The sequence below is a fragment of the Cohnella thermotolerans DSM 17683 genome (assembly GCF_000429825.1).
Taxonomy (GTDB): Bacteria; Bacillota; Bacilli; order Paenibacillales; family Paenibacillaceae; genus Cohnella; species Cohnella thermotolerans.
The window spans coordinates 69,756-91,304 of sequence record NZ_KE386962.1 but is presented as its reverse complement, the minus strand read 5'-3'; the positions used below and the strand labels follow the sequence as shown (position 1 = coordinate 91,304).

Sequence of the window (21,549 nt, the reverse complement as noted above, 5' to 3'; positions counted from 1 at the left end):
AATGTTTCATAAAAAGATATCTATCCGGCGTTGACACTACAAATCTGTTTATCTTGGAATTAGTCCCCCGCCGGTGAGGGTATTAATGGAAGAGTTGGGATAGGTTAAACGCAATAGTAACAGCGGCGGTCTAAGACTTTATTTTTCAAGTCCTAGTCCACCGCTGTTTCGTTTAGGGGTTGGCCTAATACCTTTACTTTTAGTTAGAGAGCTAAAGATATCTCTTCTCTGAAAATCCGTAAAGTTGAAGCTGGTTTTGATGATGCTACTGCGGTACTGAGCTTGCCTGAAAAGTACCGTAAACGCCTTCGCACCACGAACAGCGTGGAACGCTTGAACGAAGAAATCCGCCGCCTGTGGGCTTGTCATGCCACGGTTTGTAGGCATTGCCGCTTTCCATGGCGGAGAAGATATACACAAGTCCCGGATGATCGCCGCGGCTTTGGAGGATCTCCTGAATTCGATCGTCTTTGCGGAATTCGCCGATCTTGCGGATAAACTCAACCTCCAATTGGTTGTCTTCGGCGATTTGCTCCGCATGAGCGCGAATGTCGTCACGGAGTCCGTTTGCCCAAGAAGGATAGTCGAACACTCGAATGTTGTTCCGGTATAAATACGAGGTCATCCCATCGGCAAAGCAAAGTTCCGGAATATTGCCGTGAATCACAATGCGATCATAACAAGAAAGTACGCCTTTATATCGTTCAGTCAGTAATATCGTCTGCTCCCCATATCGAATGATGATTAGAAATGGAATCAGGTTTCCGCCGACTACGAACGATTGTAGGCCGAAGTTCGTTATAATGATCCTAACCCGGACGAGCCGGAACCAATAGGATTTTTACATCCCCTGTCGAAATAAAGAGTAATGCATTGCCTTCCCCGTCCGTTCCCGTTTACGAGCCATTTCTGAATCTGCTTATTCAGGTTTAAGTCTCTGCCGGATCTTGCTTGCTGCGAATTTTGTTTCACCGTATGGATATATCCTCAAAATATCATGGAAAAGGTAAAAATAAAAACCCTTCCGAGAAGGGTTTGATTGCAATATGGTGCGGTCGAGAGGACTCGAACCTCCACGGCTGTTACACCACTAGAACCTGAATCTAGCGCGTCTGCCAATTCCGCCACGACCGCACGTCCGTTGTGATTCAAGATTGGATCCGCCGGCTTGCTCACGTTCACCGGCTTGCCTGTCGCAATCACGAGACTTATCTTATCATGCGGCCGTAAGCGAAGTCAAGCCAACTCGGGAAGTTCTAATTTTCAGTTAATAACCTTTCCCTCGCCGGCCGCTTTTATTCAAGTATGCCTTCCACCGACGGGCGCGGCGCGCTCGCTTCGACCATCACATAATCGCGCTTCAATTTGACGACCCGGCGGTTCGGACGCCGGATGAGCACGCTCTCGTCGTCCCAGGCGACGACGAAGCCGACGACGTCGTTCATCTCCAGCGCGTCCCGCACGACGCGAACTTTGGTCCCTTCGACCCTGAACTTGTCCAATTGCTCTTCGGTCATTGGCGTTTCCTCCTTCTCACGAATGTCATCGCAAAACAAAACCCGCGCAAGACGAATCCTTCGTCCTGGCGGGTTCATGTTGAGGCGCGAACGGGCCGGTCATCCGACATGTTCCCGCGTATCGTTCGTCTCGTACCAGTAATCCAGCACTTTGCTGGACATGACGCGATTGCGCACATACTCCGCCTGGCGATCCGTGAACCGTTCCGTCCAGGCAATGCCCAACTCTTCGCAGAGCTTGACGATCGTCAGAAGTTCGGACCAAGCGACGTACCGTTTGTACCAGAAAAATTGCGGGTGCTCGATCATGTATGGATACAGATCGTCGAATTCGGTGTGCTTGCAGTCGAGCGCGCGCTCGAAGTGGTTTTTGGCATCATCCAATTTGTTCGCGAAGAATTCTTCCGACAGGTTAACGTGGTTTCCCATCTCCTGCTCGCCTCCCCTCTGCGACTTAACCCTATTATAGATCAAAGACTGCGCCGGGAAAAGGGACGAAACGGTCATCAGACCTGTAAAAAATCCCCATTTCTTCCGGGTGCGCTATTCGAACGTAATCTCGTTGCCTTCGAGCGAAGAGATCCGGACGAGCGATTCCACCTCGTAGCCCAGTTCCCGAAGCGCCTTGCCGCCCGCCTGGAACGACTTCTCGAGCACGATGCCGATGCCCGCCACCTTCGCGCCCGATTGCTCAATAATTTTCAACAGCCCTCTGGCCGCGTCCCCATTGGCGATAATGTCGTCGATGAACAAGACCGAATCCATCGGGCTCAGCAGATGCCGCGAGACGATCAGGTCGGTAACGATCCCCTTCGTGAACGAAGGAACCCGCTCGACATAGGCGTCGGCATCGCCCGGCAGCGTCTTCTTGCGGCGGGCGAACACGAGCGGAACGCCCAGCGTCAGCGCCGTCGCGAAGGCGACCGGGATGCCGGACGACTCCACCGTAATGACCTTGGTCACGTACCGGCCTTCGAAGCGCCGCGCGAATTCCTTGCCCATCTCCATCGTCAGGAGAGGGTCGACTCCATGGTTGAGGAGCGAATCCAACTTCAACACGCCGGCGTTGACGACGGTCGCTTCCTGTAGAATCCTTTCCTTTAAGATGTCCATGTCAATCTTCACCGTCCATTCTTTTCCGTCTAAAGTAACATATCCTTACCTGTCAGCGCAAGATAAAAGACGCGGAACACCCGTTCGTCAATAGTGGGCCTTATGAACCAATGGGAAAGCTGTGGTTGTAGGCTGTTTTTCCTGATTCCGAAGGACGCTTTTTGCCTCCACCGGTTTTTTTGGCGAAACTTTTCCAGCGCAAATCATGTCCTAATATATAGAAACTATGGAAAGGCGGTCGTCCGATGCGCAAATCGCTTATGCCGTTCGCTTGGACGTTAGGCGCTCTCGCGCTGATGTCTTCGTTGATCGCTTGCAGCAACAACGCGCCCGATGCCGGAATCGCCGCCATCGATCCCGCCGCCGCTCCCGCAACCCGTTCGGGAGAGGGCTCTCCCGCCCGCCCGGCCGCCGCTTCGCCCGCCGTCGTCTCTCCTGCAGGAGCGAACGTTCCGCAGGCTTCGGCGACGCACGGCAAAATCGTCGTCGACGCGTCCGGATCGGCACCGGCCGAACAGGCTGCGGACCGGGAAGCCCTCAGCCGTTTCGACCCGAAGCATCCTTCTCTCGCCGGCATCACGCTCGGCATGGACGAGAAGGAGGTGCTCCGCAAACTGGGGGAGCCTTCCCAGAAATACGATCTCCCGGAGAAGGAGATCGTCGTTCACATGCATGAATACGACGGCCTCTCCGTCGGATTCGGGGCGAAAAATCGGGTCGTCTACGTGGAGATTGCCAAAGCCGGCGTCGACACGGGGCTCGAAGGCATCCAGATCGGGACCGAAGGCCGGGAAGCCGCGGCGGTGCTGGGCGATGACTTCGCTTCCGATACGCAGGTGCTGTCCCGCGATGTCGCCGGAGGGATGGTCAAGGTCGATCTGGACCCGGCCACGCGCACGGTGCTGTCGGTCAAGCTGATCGGACAAGATTAGCCGCCCAGCGCCGAATGCAGCCATAACGCCCCGAGCGACGTCAGCAAGACCGGAATCGTCAGCATTGCCCCGTATTTCAAATATAGCCCCCCGACAATGCGATCCCGTCCCTCTGCAGCAATCCGATCCAGAGCAACGTCGCCAGCGAGCCGATTGGCGTCATGATGAGCACTGTTCCGTCGTTGTTGAAGAACGTCGTGATGAAGCAGGACTTCGCCGCGAATCCGACCCCCGGAACGGTCATCGGTTCTCTCTCCGAGCTCCTTCAAGTGCGGATTCCGGACTCCCATGTCATGCCCGTCCCTCTTTTCTCATACTCTAAAAAGAGAAATGCGGACAAACCGGATCGGGAGGTTCCGTCTATGAAACGTTGGGGCCGAAGTATACAGATCGCGTTTACGTTTATCGGCACCGTCGTCGGCGCCGGATTCGCGACGGGACGGGAAGTGATGCAATTTTTTACCCGCTTCGGCTATTGGGGCGCCCTGCTCATCGGCATAGTGACGCTGTTGTTCGTCTGGCTCGGGGCCAAAATGATGCTGCTCGCCGCCGAGCTCCGGGCGCGTTCCTACGAGGATTTGAACAAGCATCTGTTCGGGGAACGCATGGGCACGTGGGTGAGCCATCTGATGCTGTTCGTGCTTCTCGGCGTGAACGCGGTCATGCTTGCGGGGGCGGGCGCGATTTTCTCCGAGCATCTCAATCTCGGCTACCAGACCGGGCTCGTCGTCACGATGTTCGCCTGCTTCTTCCTGCTCCGCAAAGGGATGAATGCGATTCTGACGATCAACACGCTCGTCGTTCCCGTCATGATCGCGTTCACGACGCTGCTCGTCGTCCATACGCTGCAGGGACCGGGCGCGGACCGCTGGCTGACGCTAGGGAACGAACAGTCGCTTTGGGCGGTCTGGATGTCCCCGTTCCTGTACGCAGCGTTCAACCTGTCCATGGCGCAAGCCGTCCTCGTGCCGCTAGGCGCCGAAGTGGCCGATCCTGCCGTTCTAAGGCGCGGCGCCTGGCTGGGCGGCCTCGGCATCGGCGCGATGCTCTTGGCCGGCCATTTGACGCTCTCTTCGCGCATGCCGGGGGTGCAGCAATTCGATATCCCGATGGGCGGGATCGCGCGCGAACTGGGACCCTGGGTGCATTACGTCTATGTGTTTCTGATCTTTATGGAAATTTTCACGACGCTGGTCGCCGATATTTACGGGCTCACCTTGCAGCTTGAGGACAGGCTGAACGTCCGCAAAGCCTGGCTGACGTTCGGCGTTCTGCTGTTCTGCTTCGTGGCCGGCCAGTTCGGATTCGGGCCGCTGCTCTCCACGCTGTACCCGCTGTTCGGCATGCTCAGCCTCGGGTGGCTGCTTCTGATGGGAAGAGACCGGAAGCTGCGCCCGAAGCCCCCCTCCTTGCCAACCTGACGAGCCCCGCGTCCGGCAGCGCCGCCGCGATCGTCTCCGCCACATGCTCGTGGCATGTGAATAAGACGATTTGGCGATCCTCCGACACGTCCCCCAAGACGCGCGCGGTCCGTCCCAGGCGCTCGCCGTCGAAGTGAACGAACAGATCGTCGAGCAGCAGAGGCAAAGCTTGTCCGGCGGCGGGTGCGCCCGCCAAGGCAAACCGGAGCGCCAGGTACAGCTGCTCGCGCGTGCCCCGGCTCAGCATCGAAACATCGATGGATCGGCGGTCCCTCGTCTCCGCCCGCAGCGTCTCGTCATCGCCGGGTACGACGATCCGGGCGTAAGCTCCGCCGGTCATCTCCGCGAAGTAGGCCGACGCTTTGCGCAGCACTTCCGGCTGGCGGTCCTCCTCGAACACGGCTTTCGTCTTCCGGATCAGCTCCGCTGTCAAGGCAAGCACGGCGTAGCGGTCCGCAAGCCGCTCGAACTCGGCGCTTCGCTCCCCGAGCGCCACGAGCCGGTCTTCGGTCTCCGCCTCCCGCCGCAGCCGCTCCAGCTGCTCGGTCAACCGGCCGCGCCGGTCCAGCAGCTCGGCGCGGCGCCGCTCCTCCTCGCGAAGGTCGGCTTCCGCCCGAGCGAGCAGCTGCGCCAGAGCGGCCTCGTCGTGCCGCTCCAGCAGCGCCTCCAGCTCGGCGAGCGAGGACGCGTCGCGTCCGGCCGCGAGCCGCAGCTCGGCTTCGCGGCGCTCGCGCCTGAGCGCGCGGCGCCGCTCGTCCACGCGAAGCCGCCGCTCGTAGGCGGCTTCGTCGGCGTCGCCGGCGGCAGCCGGCGGCGCCTGAACGGCCGCGGCCGCCTCGGCGTACGCGGCCCGGGCTTCGGCTGCGGCGGCTTCGGCCTGCCGCAGCCGCTCGTCCAGGCGGCGCGCCTCGGCCGCCGTCTCGCTCTGCTGCTGCGCGTCGCGGAGCAGCAGCTTGACGGCGAGCGCCGCGTCGCCGCCGGCCGCCGCGGGCGGAGGGCACGCGGCGAACAGCTCGGCGGCCGCCGCCTCGAACGCCGCGAGGACGGGCCGCAGCTGCTCCGCGCGCTCAACCAGGCGGCCGCGCTGCCGCAGCGTCTGCAGCGCTTGCTCGGCCAACTGGAACAGCTCCGGCAGCAGCTCGGGCGGAAGGCCTGCCGGGAGCTTGCGCTCCGCCAGCCATTCCTCCCATGCCCGCCGCTTCGCCTCCAGCCTCGCCGCGCCAGCTTCGCGCTCCCGCTCCAGCTGTTCCCGCTCGCGCGTAAGCTCCGCCAGCCGGCGCGCATCGTCCTGCCGCGCAGCCCGGTCGCGCTCCTCGGCGTCCAGCCGCTCCAGCTCCCGGTACACCGCTTCGCGCAGCGCCCGGCGGGCCGCCTCGGCCTCCTCCCGTTCCGCGCCCGGGCTCCCGCCTTCCTCTCGCAGCAGCGCCGCCGCCGCTTCCTCCGGACGCGCGAGAAGCCGGCGAACGGCGTCGTTCACGCTTCGCTCGCTCGCGGCAAGAGCGGCACGCGCCCGCTCCTGCGCGGCGGCGCCTGTATCCGCCTCTCCGGCCGACGATGCCGACTGTGACGCGGAGTGCCGCCATCCGTTCCGCCACAGCGTGCCGGCGAACATCAGCAGCGCGCCGGCGAGCGCATACAAGCCGGACGCCGCCGCGCCGTCCAGACGGAGCGCAGCGGGCAGCAGCGCCGCCGCCAACGCGGCCGCGAACAGGGCGGCCGGGGCAAGCGGATGGGGACCGGGCCTTCCCGGCTTCTTGCGCCTAGCCGGCGCTTCGCCCCGGCGGCCCAGCGGCGTCGGTCCGGCTGCCGCGCTTCCTTCCGCCGATCGGCCCGCAGCCTCGACGGCGGATTCGGCCACTCGCACCTCCGCCCACGCCCGTTCCCACTGCCGCAGCTCGTCCTCCACGCGGCTCCACGCCTGCAGCAGCGCCCCGCGCTCCCGGGGCGCGAACGCCCCGAACGGCGACAGGCCGCCCGCAGCCGCGTCCGATTCGGCCGGCCTCCCCCCGCCGGCTTGCGCGCCCTCTTCGCCGGCAGCGAGCCGCTCCCGCACCAGCGCGGCCTTCTGCCGCTCAATCCGCCGCTGCTCGGCTTCCAGCCGCTCCAGCTCGCGCTCGGCTTCGGCCAAGCCCGCTTGCATCGCCCGCGCGCGCTCCCTCTCGGACAGCGACGCGAAGCGCTGCAGGTCGGCCGCCTCCCACGACGGCGACAGCCGCGCGACGAGCGAAGCGAGCGTCTCGTCCTGCAGCCGGATGTCGGCGGCGACCTCCGCCAGCTCCTCGCGCCGGGCGGCCGCCGCTTCGCGCTGCGCCTCGAGCTCCTCGATGTCCGGCAGTCTGGCGGCCAGCGCCTCGTCCCAGCGGAGCGACTCCCGCTCCCGCCGGAGCCGGTCCAGCTCGGCCTCGGCCTGCCGGAGCCGCGCTTCGGCTTGCCTGCGCTCGCCGAGCAGCGCTTCCCATCGCGCGGACGCGTCTTCCGGCAGCGGCTCGGCCAGCGGATCGGGCAGCTTCGAAGCGAGCTCGGCCTCCTCCAGCCGGATCGCCTGCAGCCGCAGCCAGCTTTCCCGCGCTTCGACGGCGCTCTGCGCGAGCGCCAGCCTCCGCCGAAGCTCCGGCAGCCGCGCTTCGGCTTCGCTCGCTTCCCGCTCCACTGCTTCCAGTTCCAGCGCCGCTTCGTTGAACGCCCCTTCGCCTTGCCGGCCGCGGCGAAGCTGCTCCTCCAGCTCCCGGATTTCCGCCATGACGCGGTTCAGCTCCGGCAGCGCTCCCTTCGGCTTGAACAGCTTCTCCATCTCCGCCTCCAGCGCCTTGTTCGCCGCCGTCAGCGCCGCCCCTCCCGCCATTCCGGCGTGGTAGAGGTAATTGCCGACTTCGTCGCCCGCGATCGTCCTTAGCTGCTGGAGATCGTCCAGCGTCACCGCGAACAGCTGGCGGAACAGCCGCTCGGAGACGCCGCCGAGCAGCCGCCGCTCGAGCTCCGCCTGCGAGAGCGGAAATTCGGCGCCGTTCGCGTCCCGCAGCACGGCCGCAGCGCCGCCGCGGCGGACGGCAACGTCGGCGTAGCGCTCCAGGACGAGCTCCTGCCCGTCCGAGCGCAGGACGAGCCTTCCGCCGTGCCGGCCGCCGAAGACCGGCTCGCCGCGCTCCTCCGGCTGCCCCCGGTTGGCGAAGCCGTACAGCACGCTGCGGATAAAGCGCAGCAGCGTGCTTTTGCCCGCTTCGTTCGGACCGTATACGACCGTCACCGGCGCCTCGAACGCGCAGCTCAGACCGGCGAGCGCGCCGAACCCGTCGATTTGCAGCTCCTTTATGTACACCTTGCGTTCGCCCTCCCTTACGCGCCGAAATTCCCGGCTCGTCTCCCGTCGGTCGCACCCGGCAGGCGGACAATCCGACGGTATTCGCATGCCGGCGACTTAGATCCGCATAACCCGGAATCCGTTAACCGGCAGCCGATGCCGATTTGCCGATCGTCGATGCCGATTGTCCCCATATTCGGCCTCGAAGCCGGCTACCGTCCTTCCTTGTCTCTGAGCAGCAACGCAGCCAGCTCCAGCGCCCGGCCGATCAGTTCCTCGCGTTCGGGGCCGGTCCGCGCGGCGCTCCATTCCCGCAGCTTGGCGTGACGCAGCGCCTGCCCGAGCGCGTCGTCCAGCAGCCGGCGCGACCCGTCCGGATCGCCGGCCGCTTCCCGTCCGATCCGCGACAGCACGCCGAGGAATCCGTTCTCGTCCTCCTCGTCCGTCCCTGGCGTTAGCGCCCCCGTGCGGACAAGCAAGCTGTCCGCCCAGACCCAGTCGTCCGCTTCGTCCGGCGAGCCGCACCATTCCCGCAGCTCCTCCAGCCATTCGGCCGCCGCCGTGTCCCGCTGCAGCCGTTCGTGCAGGACGCCTCTGCCCTCGACCCGGATGCGCAGGACGACCGGCCGGCCGGCCGCCTCCGCACGCGCCTCTTCGGCCAAGCGAACGAGCAGGTTCTTAAGCTCCTGCTCGCGCTCCATCCCTTCGATCGACGCGGTCTTCTCCAACCAGAGCACGTCGGCCGTGTCGCGGAATTCCATCTCGATCCGTCCCGTCTCGGACACGCGCACGACGTAGGCGCCTTTGCCTCCGGTTTCCCGCATGCTCCGCCCCTGGATGTTGCCGGGATAAACGACATGCGGATATTCGTGCAAAACCCGCCGGTCGTGCACGTGGCCGAGCGCCCAATAGTGAAAGCCCGCCGCCCTTAGCTCCGCAAGCCTGCACGGAGCGTAATCGTCGTGTCCCGGGTTGCCGTCGACGTTGGCGTGCAGCACCGCCAAATGAAAAGGCGCGCCCGGTCGGACCCGATAGCGCGCCGCCAGATTGTCGGTCACGTTGGATTGCGGATACGATATGCCATACACGTAAGCGGCCAGCTCGCCGTCCCGGCGGTAGGCCGGGAACGACTCCACGTCGCGCGAGCCGAACACGCGGACCGTCCGCGGCCAGTCCAGCTTCGCTTTCCAGCCGTTCTCCGGATCGTGGTTGCCGTGCACGACGAACACCTGAACGCCGTCCTCCGCCAGCTCCGTCAGCGTTCGCTGCATGCGAAGCTGCGCGCGCAGCGAACGGTCGGCGGCATCGTACAGATCGCCGGCAAGCACGACGAAGTCGATCTTCTCCCGCCGGACCAGCTCCATTAGCCGCCGGAAAGAGGCGAACGTCGACTCCCGCAGCCGCTCGCGGACGGCGGGCGGCACCCGGGTCAGGCCGCGGAACGGGCTGTCCAGATGAAGATCCGTGGCATGAAGAAACGTGAACGGTACGCCCACTCTTCCACCTCCTTCGTCGTTCGCCGGCCGCTATTCGGCGGAGAGCGGCTCCCCGGCCGGCCCCTTGGGCCCCAGATCGGTATAAACCTTCTTCAATTCCGCGATGACGCGATTGAGCGAATACGTCTTCTTCGCCTTGTTCCACGCCGCGCGAGCCAGTTCGTAGCGGTATTGCGGATCGATGATCAGCTCTTCGAGCGCGTTCGCGAGCGCTTCGGGGTCTTCCTCCGGCACGAGCAGGCCGTTCACGCCGTTCTCGATCTGCTCCGCGATGCCGCCCACGTTCGTGCCGACCAGCGACAGCAGGCAGAGCGCCGCTTCGGCGAATACCGAACCGAACGATTCCGCGCGCGAAGGCAGCACGAACACGTCGAAGAACGGCATCAGCTCTTCCGGATGCAGCATATAGCCGTAGAAAATCGTGTCTTCGTAAATCCCGAGGCTCTGCGACAGCTTCTCCAGATCCTCGCGGATCGGACCGTCTCCGATAATATGGAGCACGAACTTGCGCCCTCTCCGGTGAAGCTCGGCGCAGGCTTTGAGCAGCAGGTCGATGCCCTTCGCGGGCACGAGCCGGCATACCGTCACCAGTTGCGTCACTTCGTTCTCGTGGGAGATCGGCTTGAACCTTTTCTCGTCGTAGCCGTTCGGAATAACCCCGACCGCGCCGGGATCGCGCAAATAGGCGCCCAAATATTGGGCGAACGAATGCGAGACGGTCAGCAGCCGGTCCGTCTTCCGCTCGAGCTCGCCGTAAATCTTCGTCAGGAATTGATGCTCCGGTCCGCCGGCCTTGATTCGGCCGTTCAGAATGAGCTCGCGCTCGAAGCTCGAGTGGACGGTCATGATCACCGGAATATCGGGATAGATCCGCTTCATCGCGAGCGCGGCCACCGGATGATGGGCGTGAATGAGGTCGTACTTATTCTCCTTCAGTCGGAGCTTCGTCCACCAGATGTAATCCTTAAGCGTTTGAATGTATTTATCGACAATGGCATGACCGGCGTAATCCCGCCAGTCGAACGTCTCGAACGCGATATCCTCTTGCCCTTTGTTGCGGATACGCTTCGGGAGAGAAAAGAGTTCCATCTCCCAACCGAGCTTGCGGAACCGTTCCCCAATGTAGGGCACCATGGAAGAGACGCCGCCCGGCTGCTCCGGGGGGAAAAACAGCGCCTGCAAAACATTCATGGAAAACCCTCCTTATGTTCTGCTTTCTCGGTCTATCATATTTATGATATATTAGAACATATGTTTCTGTAAAGGAATGCGAAGGAGCTTCTATGAATCCCACATCGGTCTGGACGGCCGGAGAGTACGTCCAAGCTTTCTCTTCCGGAATTGTCGTCATCGTGCTCGCATTGATGCTGTTTATGGCTTACCGGCTCTACGTCTACAACAGGCGCGCCACTTACCGCAAGCTGATTTTCTCGATCGGGGTGAGCCTGCTCCCTCAATTGCTGAATGTGGTGCTGGCCGTCGGCTGGTTCCCGTCCAAGCCGCTCCTCACCTTCCTCGGAAGCACGCTGGACGCGATCTCGTTCATTTTGCTGAACTTCTCGGTCTTCGAGCTTTATCATAAGAAGCGTCCCCGCACGCAAGCGTGGTTTTACTCGTTAATCGGCATTTGCGTCGCCATTTCGGCCACTTCCGTCTTTTCGGGAGGCGAGTCGCTGGAGCGGATTTGGAACATCGGCGCCCTCCGCTCCCCCGTGCTGGACGGCTTCATGCTGGCGCTGAGCCCGCTGTTCGCGCTCATGTTCGCCCTGCACATCGGACAGCCGAAGCGTTACGTGCTTACATTGTCCCTCGCGTTCGCGCTGCAGCTGGTCACCGTCCTCCGGCGGTACGGCAACGCCGACAGTACATTTTATGAGACGTTCGCGGCGCTATTGCCGGTGGCCTACTTTATTTTGATGTTCATGCTGCTGTTCGAGCGCGTCGTCGAGCTGCTCCAATCGGCTTACCGCTCCTCGATTACCGACGGGCTGACCAACCTGTTCAACCGCCGTTTCTTCACGAACCAGCTGGAGCACGCCCTTCGTTCCGGCAAGCCGGTGGGCGCCATTTTTTGCGACATCGACAACTTCAAGAAGCTGAACGACACGCAAGGCCACCAGCAGGCGGACATCGTCCTGAAGCAAGTCGCCTCCATTCTGACGGAAGAGACCGAAGGCATCGGGCTGGCGGGACGTTACGGCGGTGAAGAGTTGGTCGCGTTCGTCTTCGGACAGGAGGCTTCTTCGCTCGCGGTCGCGGAGAAAATCCGGGCGCGCATCGAGAAGGAGACGATCGTGACGGCGAGCATCGGCCACTGCCAGGCGGGCAAAGGGACCTCGGCCGAGAAGCTGATGAAGCAGGCGGACGAAGCGATGTACCATTCGAAAAAGTCGGGCAAAAACCGGGTCACCGATTATGCCCATTGGATGAACGGATCATCGTAGTCCCGCGGAACCGCGAAGTAACCGATTTCGGAGTCAGGCTGCAGCGTTTCCCCTATAAAATTAAAGATCCGAGCTTGGGCCGCGGGAAGGGAAACGGGGCGGCGAACCGTTTTGCGGCGCACGCGAGGTCGTGTATACTGGTAACGATTATTCCGATTGTTGCCGAAGGAGATTTTGCTTATGTCCCAGTTACCTTCCGCCTATGTCGAACGGATTCGCCGGCAGCTTGGCGGCGAGGCGGAGGCTTTTCTAGACAGTTACGAACATCCGCGGTCTTACGGATTGCGGCTTAATCCCTTAAAGCTTGCGCCGGATGACTCTCTGATCCGGGAGATTGTCGGCCGGTTTGCCCTCGAACCGGTTCCCTGGTGCCGGGAGGGCTACTTCTACGGCGAAGCGGTGCGGCCGGGACGCCATCCGTGGCATGCGGCGGGCCTGTACTACATTCAGGAGCCTTCCGCGATGATCGCGGCGGAGCTGCTCGACCCCCGGCCCGGAGAGATCGTTCTCGACCTCGCGGCCGCGCCGGGCGGCAAGACGACGCAGATCGCGGGCCGCATGGCCGGACGAGGACTGCTCGTCGCGAACGAAATTCATGGGGGACGGGCGAAAATTTTGGCGGAGAACGTGGAGCGTATGGGCATTGCGAACGCCGTCGTGACGAACGCTTCGCCGGACGAGCTGTCCGCCCGCTGGCCCGAAGCGTTCGACCGGATCATGCTCGACGCTCCCTGCTCCGGCGAAGGCATGTTCCGCAAAGATCCCGAGGCGGTCGCCGAGTGGTCTCCCGAAGCGGTGGACGCCTGCGCGGCGCGGCAGCGATCGATCTTGCCCGATGCCGCCAAAATGCTGAAGCCGGGCGGCAGGCTCGTTTATTCCACCTGCACGTTCAATCGCGAAGAAAACGAGGAGACGATCGCCTGGTTCCTCGCCGAATACCCGGCGTTCAGGCTCGTGCGGGAGGAGCGCATGTGGCCTCACCGGGGCGAAGGCGAGGGGCATTACGCGGCCGTGCTGGAGAAGGAAGGGCCGGAAGATGCGCATGGGCAAGGGGCCGAACGGGGCGGCTTGGCAAACTCCAAAGCCAGGGGGAGCGGCAAGCTGAATCCGGCGGCTGCGGAGGGGTTGCGGCTGTTTCGCGAATTTGCGGCCGAGACGCTTCCCGGCTTTGAGCTGCCCGAGGGCGGCGAACCGCTTCTGTTCGGGGAGGCGCTGTACTGGCTGCCGCGGCCGAAGGGGGCGCCGTTGTCGGCAGGCGCGCTCAAAGGTCTGAAGCTGCCGCGGCCCGGCCTCCATCTGGGCGACGTGCGCAAAGGCCGTTTCGAGCCCGGCCACGCCCTGGCGATGGCCGTCCCGGCCGCGGCGGCCGCGCGAACGAGCGATTATCCGGCGGATAGCCCGGAGGTCGCGGCCTATCTTCGCGGAGAGAGCCTTCCCGCAGCGGACAGCGCGGGCAAAGGCTGGGGACTGTTGACCGTGGACGGCCGGCCGCTCGGGTGGTTTAAAACGAGCGACGGCTGGCACAAAAACCGGCTGCCGAAAGGGCTTCGGCTGTTTACCGGTTAAGGCGCTTGGTCCGCCGAGCCTCCGCTCTCGAGCGCCGATTTGGAGCTGCTCGATTTCGTCGAGCAACTCCGCCATTGAAGGCCCTTTCTCAGCGTTGCTCGATTTCGTCGAACATCTCTGCCCCCAGGTTCATGACTTCCTACCGGCCTTATCCCCGCCGCTCAGGCCTAAGCTCCCAACAGCTCCTCGAGCACGAGCGCCACGCCGTCGTCGTTGTTGGAGACGGTCACCGCGTCCGAGACGCTTTTGACGGCTTCCGGAGCGTTGCCCATGGCCACGCCGTAGCCGGCGTATTCGATCATGCCGATGTCGTTGTAATAATTGCCGATCGCCAGCACCTCTTGCCGGGGAATGCCTCTCAGGCGGGCCAGTTGCTCCAGCGCGCGGCCTTTGGACGCATCGAGCGGCTGCACGTCGATAAAGAAGTCTCCGCTTCGGACGATTTGCAGCCCCGTGTCCCATGCCTCCCATTCCGCCTGAACTTCGTCCAGCACTTCCTTGGCGGCGAAGACCGACAGCTTGACGGTTCGCTCCGGCAGCCCCAGCTCCGCCTTCCATTCGATCGGACGGGCAAACATCCGCTCGTACATGCGGGCGGTCTCTTCCGACAATCGCTCCACATACAGTTCAAAAGCGGTGTTCATGTCGAAATGAATGCCGCGCTCGCGGCAGTAAGCCATATAACGCCCCGCCGCTTCCGGCGCAATCGCCGTTTCGTAAAGCACCCGGCGCGTCGAGCTGTCGACGATGGAAGCGCCGTTGTGGGTAATCATCGTGCCGGCAAGCCCGAGCTCCTCGATGACGGGCAATGCGCCCGACGAGCCTCGTCCCGTACACAAGACGATCTCCGCTCCGCGTTCCGCCGCCGTCCGCACGGCCGTCCGCACGCGCGGCGTAAGTTCATGATCGTCATTGATCAACGTTCCGTCGATGTCCAATGCGATAAGGCGATAGGTCATCCCTTTTGCTCCTTTCGATATTCGCGCAGGGCGGTCAGCTCTTCGTCCGTCAGTTCCCGCCAATCGCCCGGCTTCAGCGCGGGATCGAGCACCAGCGGCCCCATGGCGACGCGGCGAAGATAGAGCACTTCTTTGCCGACGGCTTGGAACATGCGCTTGACCTGATGGAATTTCCCTTCGTGAATGGTCAGCTCGATCCAGCTAAGCGTCCAGCCTTCCCGCACAGCGGCCGCAAGCTCGGCTCCCCTCAGCGCCGGCACGCGGGCCGTCCTTTCCGCCGCCTCGGCCATGCCGGGATGCGCGATCGGCTCACCCGCCTTGGCCGCGGCCAGAAGACGCAATTGCGCCGGGAGGGTGACATAGCCGTCGTCGAGCTCCACCCCCCTGCCGAAAGCCTCGGCGTCCGTCTCGTCCACTTCTCCCCGCACGAGAGCCCTGTACGTTTTGGGCACATGCTTCCGCGGCGACAGCAGCTCATGGGCCAGCTTGCCGTCGTTCGTGAGCAGCAGCAAGCCTTCGGTATCTTTGTCGAGCCGTCCCACGGGGAAGGGGGAAAAGACGTTCATCTCCTCGTCCAGCAGCTCGAGCACCGTCCGGTCCCGCAAATCTTCCGTCGCGGACACGTAGCCGGCCGGTTTGTGCAGCAGGACGTAGACCGAATCGCGATACGCAATCCGTTCCCCGTTCAGCAGCACCTCGTCCTTCGCCGGATCGATCTGCATGCCGGGGTCTTTCGCCGGAACGCCGTTGACGGCAACCGCCCCCTGGCGAACCAAAGCTTTGATGCCGCTTCTCGTCCCGTAGCCGAGGTTCCCCAGCATTTTGTCCAGCCGCATCGTTTTTTTCATTTTCAACACCGCTTTCTTCTTCAAAAGCCTTGTCGCTAAATCCACCGCCAGCCGGGAAGCAGCTCGTTTTTGAGCAGCGTTCCGTCCCATCGGCCCCAACCGGCGGGGTAGCCGTCGATGCAGACGAGCACCCATCCCTTGCCGGGCATCGGGCTTCCGTCCGCGCCGACGATCCTCTCCGGAGCGGGATGCAGCGTCTCGCCCTTCATATATTTTATCGCCTCGTCGTCTTCGCTCCTGAGCCGCAAGCTTCGGGCGGCATCGCCCATCGCGAGTCCCATCGCCAACGCCTGGGACGGCTCGAACCGATGCTTCATCGCCTTTCCGAGCAGCCAGCCCGGACGCACCAGTTGAAGCCGTTCGAGGCTCGGCAACCCGTCCGGCTGCAAATACAGCTGCTCGCCGCGCGCGACGAGCCGGCCCTTCGGCCGCCAGGCGGGAAGCGCCTCCTGAGCGAAGGCGATGAGCTTGTCGCGCATCTCCCGCTCCGGCGACGGGGCCGTTCGGCCTTTCGCCGGCTTCGCGCAGGCGACGCCTTTGCCTTTGGGCGCTCCCGCCGCCGGCGGGACATCCACGCCCGGCGCCGCCAGCGGAGGAAAGCGCCAGCCGCCGTCCTCCGCATTCTCGGCCGGCGGAGACGGGACCTCGCCGACGCGCACGAGCAACGCGGCGAAATGCCCCTCTCCCCGGCTGCGGTGCGGCCAGACGCGAACCGTTCCGGCCAGCGAAGCCAAGCGCTCCTCGCTTAGGCCCGCCTTTTCTTCCTCCGTCAGCCAGTCGGGCCTTCCCGGCCCAAGCCCCCATTCGGCCGGCGCCTCGATCCGTTCCACTTCGAACTCCGGATGCTCCGCCAGGAACCGGGCGACGCTCCCCTCGTTCTCCCGCGGCGAGAACGTGCAGGTCGAATAGAGCAGCTTGCCGCCCGGTGCGACCAGACGCGCCGCTTCGCGCAAAATGTCGCGCTGCATCGCCGAGCACCGCTCGGCCGAATGGCGCTCCCATTCGCGGATCATCGACTCGTCCTTGCGGAACATGCCTTCTCCCGAGCAGGGAGCGTCCACAAGCACCCGGTCGAAAAACGCGCCGAACGCCTCCGCCAGCTTCCCCGGCTCCTCGTTCGTCACCACCACGCCCGCCGCCCCGGCCCGCTCGACGTTTTTGGCCAGCGCCTTCGTCCGTTCCGCCGCGTTGTCGTTCGTCACCAGCACGCCCCGGCCTTGAAGCTTGGCGGCCAGCTGCGTCGATTTGCCGCCCGGCGCGGCGCACAGATCGAGCACGCGATGTCCCGGCCGAACGTCCAGCAGCTCGGCGGGCAGCATCGCGCTAGGCTCCTGTATATAATAAAGCCCCAGATAATAGTGCAAATGCTTGCCCGGACGGTCCTCCTCTTCCGTATACAAGCCTCCGGCCGCCCAAGGGATCGGTTGGCCTCCCCCGCCGTGCAGCCGGGCGTATTGATCCGGAGTCACTTTCAATCCGTTCAAGCGCAGCCCCGACGTTCTCGGCAGCGCGTAAGTGGCGAAGAACGCTTCCGCTTCCTCGCCCAGGAGCTCCCTCATCGAGCTCTCGAATTTGTCCGGCAGCCTCATGCTGTCTGTCATACCCCCCATTTTGTTAAAAGGCTACCTCTATCAGCTCTAATTTACGGGAGGATCGGCGACTTGTCTATCGTTCGCGCCAAAAAATACGGGCGGCAGCGCATCGAGATGATGTCCTTGGCGGATCGGGCCCAAAAGACGAACAAAGCAGCCCCGAAGCAAGATGTCCGGAGCTGCTTTGTTGCGCTTGTATTTTGCACTTGTGGAACATTGGTGCGGGTTTCGACCTCGCTGGCTGCGGTTCACGGTTTGCTCTCCATGCAGAGGCAGCCCGGCCTCACTGAACCCTTTCTCCGCTTGGGCCCTCAATCCCGCAGCCGCCCGAAAGCCCTCGCTCAGCTCGTTCCGCCCTTGCCGGCCCGCACGAGCGCCTCCTGGATCTCGGCGGACAGCTCGCTGAGCCCCCACATGTCCTCCTGCTCCCACAGCTCGTTGAAGCGAAGCTGGAACTGCGCGGCCTCCCGGATGCGCCGGAAGAAGTACAAGCTTTGGATATCGTTCAGCACTTTGCGGACGATGCCCGATTTGCCTTCGAAATCCTGCTGCGCGTCGACGATCTCCTGACGGATGTTGGACATCTCCGTATCGAGCTGGAACGCGGCCTCCGCCGCGTTGAACAGCCGTTCGCGCACGTGCTCGGGCAGCTGTTCCTTGTACTTGTAATTCAGCGAATGCTCGATCGTCGCCCAGAAATTCATCGCGAGCGTGCGGATCTGGATTTCCGCCAGCACCGGCATCGATCCGAGCGACGTCTGCACGGGATATTCCACGATGATATGATAGCTACGATAACCGCTCTCTTTGTAATGGGTAATGTAGTCCTTCTCGTACACGACCTTCATGTCTTTGCGCAAACGGATCATCTCCGCCACCCGGTGAATGTCGTCCACGAACTGGCACATGATGCGAATGCCGGCGATATCTTCGATTCCCGTCTCGATCCGGTCCATCGGCACGTTGAGCCGTTTCGCCTTCTCCAGAATGCTCGAGATCCTTTTGACCCTGCCGGTCACGAACTCGATGGGCGCGTATTCGTCGCGGGCTTTCAATTCGGTGCGCAAACCCTTCAGCTTCACCTTCAGTTCCTCGACCGCCTGCTGATAAGGGAGCAAAAACTTGTTCCAATCTCTACCGTCCATACGGAAACTCCTTTCTGCCGCATCCCAAAAGAAACTTGATAACCCGCGCCATCGGACGCCAGCCCGCCCGCGAATCCCGCGCGCTAGCGGTGATCGGCTCCAACCGCATCTGCGATCCGGGAGAAGCCGTCCTTGCGAAGCCGTTCTTCGAGCCCTTTAACGATCTCGCGCACGACCCCCGGGCCTTTGTAAATAAGCGAGGTGTACACCTCGACGAGGCTCGCGCCCGCCCGGATTTTGTCGTACGCGTCCTGAGCCGTGAAAATGCCGCCGGAACCGACGATCGGCAGCTTGCCGCCCGTCAGCCGATAAAGGGTGCGGACGACCTCGGTCGACCGTTCGGTCAGCGGACGGCCGCTGAGCCCTCCCGTCTCCTTCGCGTTCGGATGCTTGAGACCGTCCCGGCCGATCGTCGTATTGGTGGCGATAATGCCCGCCATGCCGCTCGCCAAGATGGCCTCCGCCATATACGCGAGCTGTTCCTCGTCGTTGTCCGGCGCAATCTTGACAAGGATCGGCTTGGGCTTGCCTCCGGCCCGCTTCGCCTGGATCTCCATTTCGCCCCGAACCGCATCCAGCAAGCCGCGCAGCTCATCCCCGTGCTGAAGCTTGCGCAGGTCGGGCGTGTTCGGCGAGCTGATGTTCACGACGAAGAAGTCGCCGTGCGGATACAGACGCTTCAGACACGCGCGGTAATCGTCCGCCGCGTTCTCGTTCGGCGTCGTCTTGTTCTTGCCGATGTTGACGGCAAGCGGAATGCGCCGCCGGCCGAGCCGGGCAAGCCGCTCCGCCATCGCGTCCGCCCCTTCGTTGTTGAACCCCATCCGGTTGATGAGCGCTTCGTCCGTTGGCAGCCGGAACAAGCGGGGCGGCTCGTTGCCGGGCTGGCCCAGCGGCGTTACCGTGCCGACCTCCATAAAGGAAAGTCCGATTCGCGAAAATCCGGCGACCGCCTTCGCATTCTTGTCCAACCCGGCGGCGAGTCCGACCGGATGGGCGAAGCGGAGGCCGAATACGTCCACCTCAAGCGACTTCGCCGGATGAACGCCCCAAAGGCCCGAGAGCAGCGACGGAACGAACGGAATCCGGGCCGCCCGTCCCAATCCGTCCACCACCAGATGGTGCGCCGCTTCGGGGTCCATTTTGAAAAAAAACGGTTTAACCAGCTTATACATCTGACCGACAAACATCCTTTCTGTCAAGCCAATACGCCTTCGGCATCTTCGACGGCGAAGAAGCTTTGCACGTGAACAAAACCTTCCGGGTAACAGTTTAGCCTTTTCCGGCGGAAAAGAAAAGGGAGCATCCGCCCGCCCGGAGCGGACGGACAACTGGTTTTTTGTCAAGCAACCGTTTACAATAGGGACATAGCTTATCTATTTATATAATAGAAAGGTTGGTTTGCCTTGAGTTCAGCCAAAAAGAAGCGTCCCCCTCTGCCCCAAGCCAAACAGAAGGAGCAGGTGAACAAGCGAGCGCTTGTCTGGATCGTGGTCGCCTTCGTCGTCATCGTGGCGGCGGTCTCGACCCTGCTTGTGCTTAATATTTGACGCGGAATAAGGCTTATTGGCGAATTAATTTAACCAATTATAGCGCTTATGAGGGTTTGTCTCGTTCTGCTCCGGCGCCAGCCGGAACCGTTCCGACGGTACGCGCAGTTCCGAGGGCAAACCCTCCTTTGCGATCGTAACCGGCGTGCCGAGCGGGACGAGATCGTACAGCTCCTCGAGATCGGCGGCGTTCATGCGGATGCATCCGTTCGATTCGTCCTTGCCGATGCTGTCCGGCTCGTCCGTGCCGTGAATGGCGTACAGCGTGTCCGACAGCGTCATGCCTCTGCTGCCGAACGGGCCGTCGAAGCGTCCGTTCGGATCGCGCACCTTCTCCGTGATGACGAATCGGCCTTCCGGCGTTTTGTCACCGCCGAGCCCCACTTCGTAATTGCGCAGCAGCACGTTCCCGCTGACGACGGCCAACCGATGGTGCCGTTTGTCCACGACGATCTCCAGCGGCTCCGTCGCGATCGCGGCGAGTTTGCCGGCGGGCTTGCCGTTCCCTTCGGAGGGGCCTCCGGCGTTCGGCCAGCCAAGCGCGGCTGCGGTTCGCGCTTCCCCCTTGGCCAGCTCCTCCGTCAGTTCGCTCAACCACGGCGTCATCGCTTCCGACCAGCCGGCCAGCATATTGGCCGGATAGGCGCCGGCCAAATCCGCTTTGGACGACGGCCATTTTCCCGTCCGTTCCCGGAACCGGATCATGGCCGAGCGGAGCGCGAGCTTGCCCTCCTGGAGAGGCTTCCATGACGCGACCGTCTTGCGCACCGGTCCGGAATCCTGCCCGGTTCCGCAAGGACACCAGCCGGAATCGTACCAGACGATGCCGGCGGCCGCTTGAACCGACGCTCCCGAGACGGCGGCGACCGGTTTGCCGCTCCTTACCCAGTCTGTCCATTTCTTGTCCAATACAGGCGTCTGAACGAGCAGCGAAGACGACGGAGCGTTCGTCGCCGTCAGCAGCTGTCCGACCGCCGCCGGCCCGTCCGTGCCCGCGGCGGCGGCCCCGGCCACGTAGGCGAGCTTTGCCCCCGGAGCCGCGGGCGGCGCGGCAGAAGGCGAAGCCGGCGCCGCTTCGCCTGCGGCGTTCGGCGATTCCGAAGCCGCAGCCCCGCCCGACGCCGGAGCGGCCGGGTTCGGTCCGGGCGCTTGCGCCTGCCCGCCGGGGAGCAGCAGCCCAAGGGCGAGCAGCAGCAGCCCTGCCGCGGCCGCGAGCCTGAATCGGCGCCGGGCGGGCCTTGGCTGCCGCCCGTGAGCCGCGGCCAGCAGCGGATTCGCCTTGGACTCGAAAGCTTCGTAGACGGCTCCCGCCTGCGCGAAGCAGTAGTTCGCCTTCCCCTCCTCGCCCTTCGCCGCATATTGCTTGCCCAGCAAGTACCAAGCCATTTGGTTGTTTTCGTGCTTCAGCAAATAATCCTTTAAAGGCAACGCGTCCTTCACATCCGGCACGTTGTCGTAAAAATGCTTGATTTGCTCTTCCAACCGACGGTCGTCGCTCATGCGGAATCTCCTTTCGGGGGTTCCTTCTTCATATATATCGGCAGAAGGCGTTCCCCGCTTAATCGTTCCGCACAACCGCCCCCGCCGCGCCGGCCAAGCTTAGCCTCAAGTTTGGCCGGCGCGGTGGGATTCAGCAAGGCCATTTTTTGGCCTTGTTCGAGCGGCGAG

General features: G+C 63.0%; 18 protein-coding genes, 1 tRNA gene and 1 pseudogene. 6 read left to right on the top strand and 14 right to left on the bottom strand.

What is annotated here, in order from left to right:
* Window positions 1–234: 234 nt before the first annotated feature.
* Window positions 235–354, top strand: a pseudogene (locus G485_RS30250) (transposase); the annotation flags it as partial.
* 693 nt (window positions 355–1,047) lie between these two features.
* On the opposite strand, the gene G485_RS0122620 reads toward G485_RS30250, so the two are convergent.
* The 4 genes from G485_RS0122620 to G485_RS0122605 form a co-directional block, all read right to left on the bottom strand.
* Window positions 1,048–1,134, bottom strand: a tRNA-Leu gene (locus G485_RS0122620).
* Window positions 1,135–1,295: 161 nt separating this feature from the next.
* Window positions 1,296–1,517: a hypothetical protein gene (locus tag G485_RS0122615; protein ID WP_035157782.1), complete on the bottom strand. Its 222-nt coding sequence runs from the start codon at window positions 1,515–1,517 to the stop codon at window positions 1,296–1,298.
* 99 nt (window positions 1,518–1,616) lie between these two features.
* Window positions 1,617–1,946, bottom strand: coding sequence for a hypothetical protein (locus G485_RS0122610; protein WP_027094403.1), 330 nt, complete (start codon window positions 1,944–1,946; stop codon window positions 1,617–1,619).
* A gap of 114 nt (window positions 1,947–2,060) precedes the next feature.
* On the bottom strand, window positions 2,061–2,630 hold the full coding sequence (locus G485_RS0122605; RefSeq protein ID WP_027094402.1) for a xanthine phosphoribosyltransferase: 570 nt from the start codon (window positions 2,628–2,630) through the stop codon (window positions 2,061–2,063).
* A 245-nt stretch (window positions 2,631–2,875) separates the two neighbouring features.
* On the opposite strand from G485_RS0122605, the gene G485_RS27875 reads away from it, so the two are divergent.
* Complete coding sequence (locus tag G485_RS27875; RefSeq protein ID WP_035157779.1) at window positions 2,876–3,562, top strand: hypothetical protein; 687 nt, start codon at window positions 2,876–2,878, stop codon at window positions 3,560–3,562.
* Window positions 3,563–3,638: 76 nt separating this feature from the next.
* On the opposite strand, the gene G485_RS30245 is transcribed toward G485_RS27875, so the two are convergent.
* The gene (locus G485_RS30245; RefSeq protein WP_156922548.1) at window positions 3,639–3,806 is read right to left on the bottom strand and encodes a hypothetical protein; all 168 of its coding nucleotides are present in this window, start codon (window positions 3,804–3,806) and stop codon (window positions 3,639–3,641) included.
* Window positions 3,807–3,924: 118 nt separating this feature from the next.
* Here G485_RS30245 and G485_RS0122585 point away from each other — a divergent pair, with 118 nt between their 5' ends.
* Complete coding sequence (locus tag G485_RS0122585; RefSeq protein WP_027094401.1) at window positions 3,925–4,983, top strand: YkvI family membrane protein; 1,059 nt, start codon at window positions 3,925–3,927, stop codon at window positions 4,981–4,983.
* Here G485_RS0122585 and G485_RS0122580 read toward each other — a convergent pair.
* The 3 genes from G485_RS0122580 to G485_RS27865 all read right to left on the bottom strand — a co-directional run bounded on the left by G485_RS0122580 (window position 4,910) and on the right by G485_RS27865 (window position 10,968).
* Window positions 4,910–8,299, bottom strand: a complete 3,390-nt coding sequence (locus G485_RS0122580; RefSeq protein WP_027094400.1) for an AAA family ATPase — start codon at window positions 8,297–8,299, stop codon at window positions 4,910–4,912. The genes G485_RS0122585 and G485_RS0122580 overlap by 74 nt on opposite strands.
* Before the next feature lie 194 nt (window positions 8,300–8,493).
* The gene (locus tag G485_RS27870; RefSeq protein WP_035157775.1) at window positions 8,494–9,777 is read right to left on the bottom strand and encodes a metallophosphoesterase family protein; all 1,284 of its coding nucleotides are present in this window, start codon (window positions 9,775–9,777) and stop codon (window positions 8,494–8,496) included.
* Window positions 9,778–9,807: 30 nt separating this feature from the next.
* Entirely contained in the window at window positions 9,808–10,968 is a 1,161-nt protein-coding gene (locus tag G485_RS27865) for a glycosyltransferase family 4 protein (RefSeq protein WP_035157773.1), read from the bottom strand.
* A gap of 92 nt (window positions 10,969–11,060) precedes the next feature.
* On the opposite strand from G485_RS27865, the gene G485_RS27860 reads away from it, so the two are divergent.
* Both G485_RS27860 and G485_RS0122555 read left to right on the top strand, forming a co-directional pair.
* On the top strand, window positions 11,061–12,221 hold the full coding sequence (locus G485_RS27860) for a GGDEF domain-containing protein (protein ID WP_051318498.1): 1,161 nt from the start codon (window positions 11,061–11,063) through the stop codon (window positions 12,219–12,221).
* Window positions 12,222–12,401: 180 nt separating this feature from the next.
* The gene (locus G485_RS0122555; RefSeq protein WP_027094399.1) at window positions 12,402–13,787 is read left to right on the top strand and encodes an RsmB/NOP family class I SAM-dependent RNA methyltransferase; all 1,386 of its coding nucleotides are present in this window, start codon (window positions 12,402–12,404) and stop codon (window positions 13,785–13,787) included.
* Between the two features lie 167 nt (window positions 13,788–13,954).
* On the opposite strand, the gene G485_RS0122550 is transcribed toward G485_RS0122555, so the two are convergent.
* The 5 genes from G485_RS0122550 to G485_RS0122530 all read right to left on the bottom strand — a co-directional run bounded on the left by G485_RS0122550 (window position 13,955) and on the right by G485_RS0122530 (window position 19,506).
* Window positions 13,955–14,746 carry a Cof-type HAD-IIB family hydrolase gene (locus G485_RS0122550; RefSeq protein WP_027094398.1) on the bottom strand — a complete coding sequence of 264 codons (792 nt, stop codon included), beginning with the start codon at window positions 14,744–14,746 and terminating at the stop codon, window positions 13,955–13,957.
* On the bottom strand, window positions 14,743–15,594 hold the full coding sequence (locus G485_RS0122545) for a pseudouridine synthase (RefSeq protein ID WP_027094397.1): 852 nt from the start codon (window positions 15,592–15,594) through the stop codon (window positions 14,743–14,745). The genes G485_RS0122550 and G485_RS0122545 overlap by 4 nt, the downstream gene beginning before the upstream one ends.
* A 35-nt stretch (window positions 15,595–15,629) precedes the next feature.
* The gene (locus G485_RS0122540; RefSeq protein ID WP_027094396.1) at window positions 15,630–17,195 is read right to left on the bottom strand and encodes an RsmB/NOP family class I SAM-dependent RNA methyltransferase; all 1,566 of its coding nucleotides are present in this window, start codon (window positions 17,193–17,195) and stop codon (window positions 15,630–15,632) included.
* A 332-nt stretch (window positions 17,196–17,527) separates the two neighbouring features.
* Window positions 17,528–18,331, bottom strand: coding sequence for a GTP diphosphokinase (gene yjbM / locus G485_RS0122535; protein WP_027094395.1), 804 nt, complete (start codon window positions 18,329–18,331; stop codon window positions 17,528–17,530).
* Between the two features lie 83 nt (window positions 18,332–18,414).
* Window positions 18,415–19,506: a quinone-dependent dihydroorotate dehydrogenase gene (locus G485_RS0122530; protein WP_240489246.1), complete on the bottom strand. Its 1,092-nt coding sequence runs from the start codon at window positions 19,504–19,506 to the stop codon at window positions 18,415–18,417.
* 231 nt (window positions 19,507–19,737) lie between these two features.
* Here G485_RS0122530 and G485_RS30240 point away from each other — a divergent pair, with 231 nt between their 5' ends.
* Window positions 19,738–19,881, top strand: a complete 144-nt coding sequence (locus tag G485_RS30240) for a hypothetical protein (RefSeq protein WP_156922547.1) — start codon at window positions 19,738–19,740, stop codon at window positions 19,879–19,881.
* 24 nt (window positions 19,882–19,905) lie between these two features.
* Here G485_RS30240 and G485_RS0122520 read toward each other — a convergent pair whose 3' ends face one another.
* Window positions 19,906–21,381: a L,D-transpeptidase gene (locus tag G485_RS0122520; RefSeq protein ID WP_051318497.1), complete on the bottom strand. Its 1,476-nt coding sequence runs from the start codon at window positions 21,379–21,381 to the stop codon at window positions 19,906–19,908.
* Window positions 21,382–21,549 lie beyond the last annotated feature (168 nt).

Bases quoted from the DNA above. Each gene is read 5' to 3' on its own strand.
- G485_RS0122550 (WP_027094398.1), bottom strand. From the start codon at position 14,746: ATGACCTATCGCCTTATCGCATTGGACATCGACGGAACGTTGATCAAT.
- G485_RS27875 (WP_035157779.1), top strand. From the start codon at position 2,876: ATGCGCAAATCGCTTATGCCGTTCGCTTGGACGTTAGGCGCTCTCGCG.
- G485_RS0122610 (WP_027094403.1), bottom strand. From the start codon at position 1,946: ATGGGAAACCACGTTAACCTGTCGGAAGAATTCTTCGCGAACAAATTG.
- G485_RS30245 (WP_156922548.1), bottom strand. From the start codon at position 3,806: ATGACCGTTCCGGGGGTCGGATTCGCGGCGAAGTCCTGCTTCATCACG.
- G485_RS27860 (WP_051318498.1), top strand. From the start codon at position 11,061: ATGAATCCCACATCGGTCTGGACGGCCGGAGAGTACGTCCAAGCTTTC.
- G485_RS0122545 (WP_027094397.1), bottom strand. From the start codon at position 15,594: ATGAAAAAAACGATGCGGCTGGACAAAATGCTGGGGAACCTCGGCTAC.
- G485_RS0122555 (WP_027094399.1), top strand. From the start codon at position 12,402: ATGTCCCAGTTACCTTCCGCCTATGTCGAACGGATTCGCCGGCAGCTT.
- G485_RS0122520 (WP_051318497.1), bottom strand. From the start codon at position 21,381: ATGAGCGACGACCGTCGGTTGGAAGAGCAAATCAAGCATTTTTACGAC.
- G485_RS0122530 (WP_240489246.1), bottom strand. From the start codon at position 19,506: ATGTATAAGCTGGTTAAACCGTTTTTTTTCAAAATGGACCCCGAAGCG.
- G485_RS0122615 (WP_035157782.1), bottom strand. From the start codon at position 1,517: ATGACCGAAGAGCAATTGGACAAGTTCAGGGTCGAAGGGACCAAAGTT.
- G485_RS0122605 (WP_027094402.1), bottom strand. From the start codon at position 2,630: ATGGACATCTTAAAGGAAAGGATTCTACAGGAAGCGACCGTCGTCAAC.
- G485_RS27865 (WP_035157773.1), bottom strand. From the start codon at position 10,968: ATGAATGTTTTGCAGGCGCTGTTTTTCCCCCCGGAGCAGCCGGGCGGC.
- G485_RS0122540 (WP_027094396.1), bottom strand. From the start codon at position 17,195: ATGACAGACAGCATGAGGCTGCCGGACAAATTCGAGAGCTCGATGAGG.
- yjbM (WP_027094395.1), bottom strand. From the start codon at position 18,331: ATGGACGGTAGAGATTGGAACAAGTTTTTGCTCCCTTATCAGCAGGCG.
- G485_RS0122585 (WP_027094401.1), top strand. From the start codon at position 3,925: ATGAAACGTTGGGGCCGAAGTATACAGATCGCGTTTACGTTTATCGGC.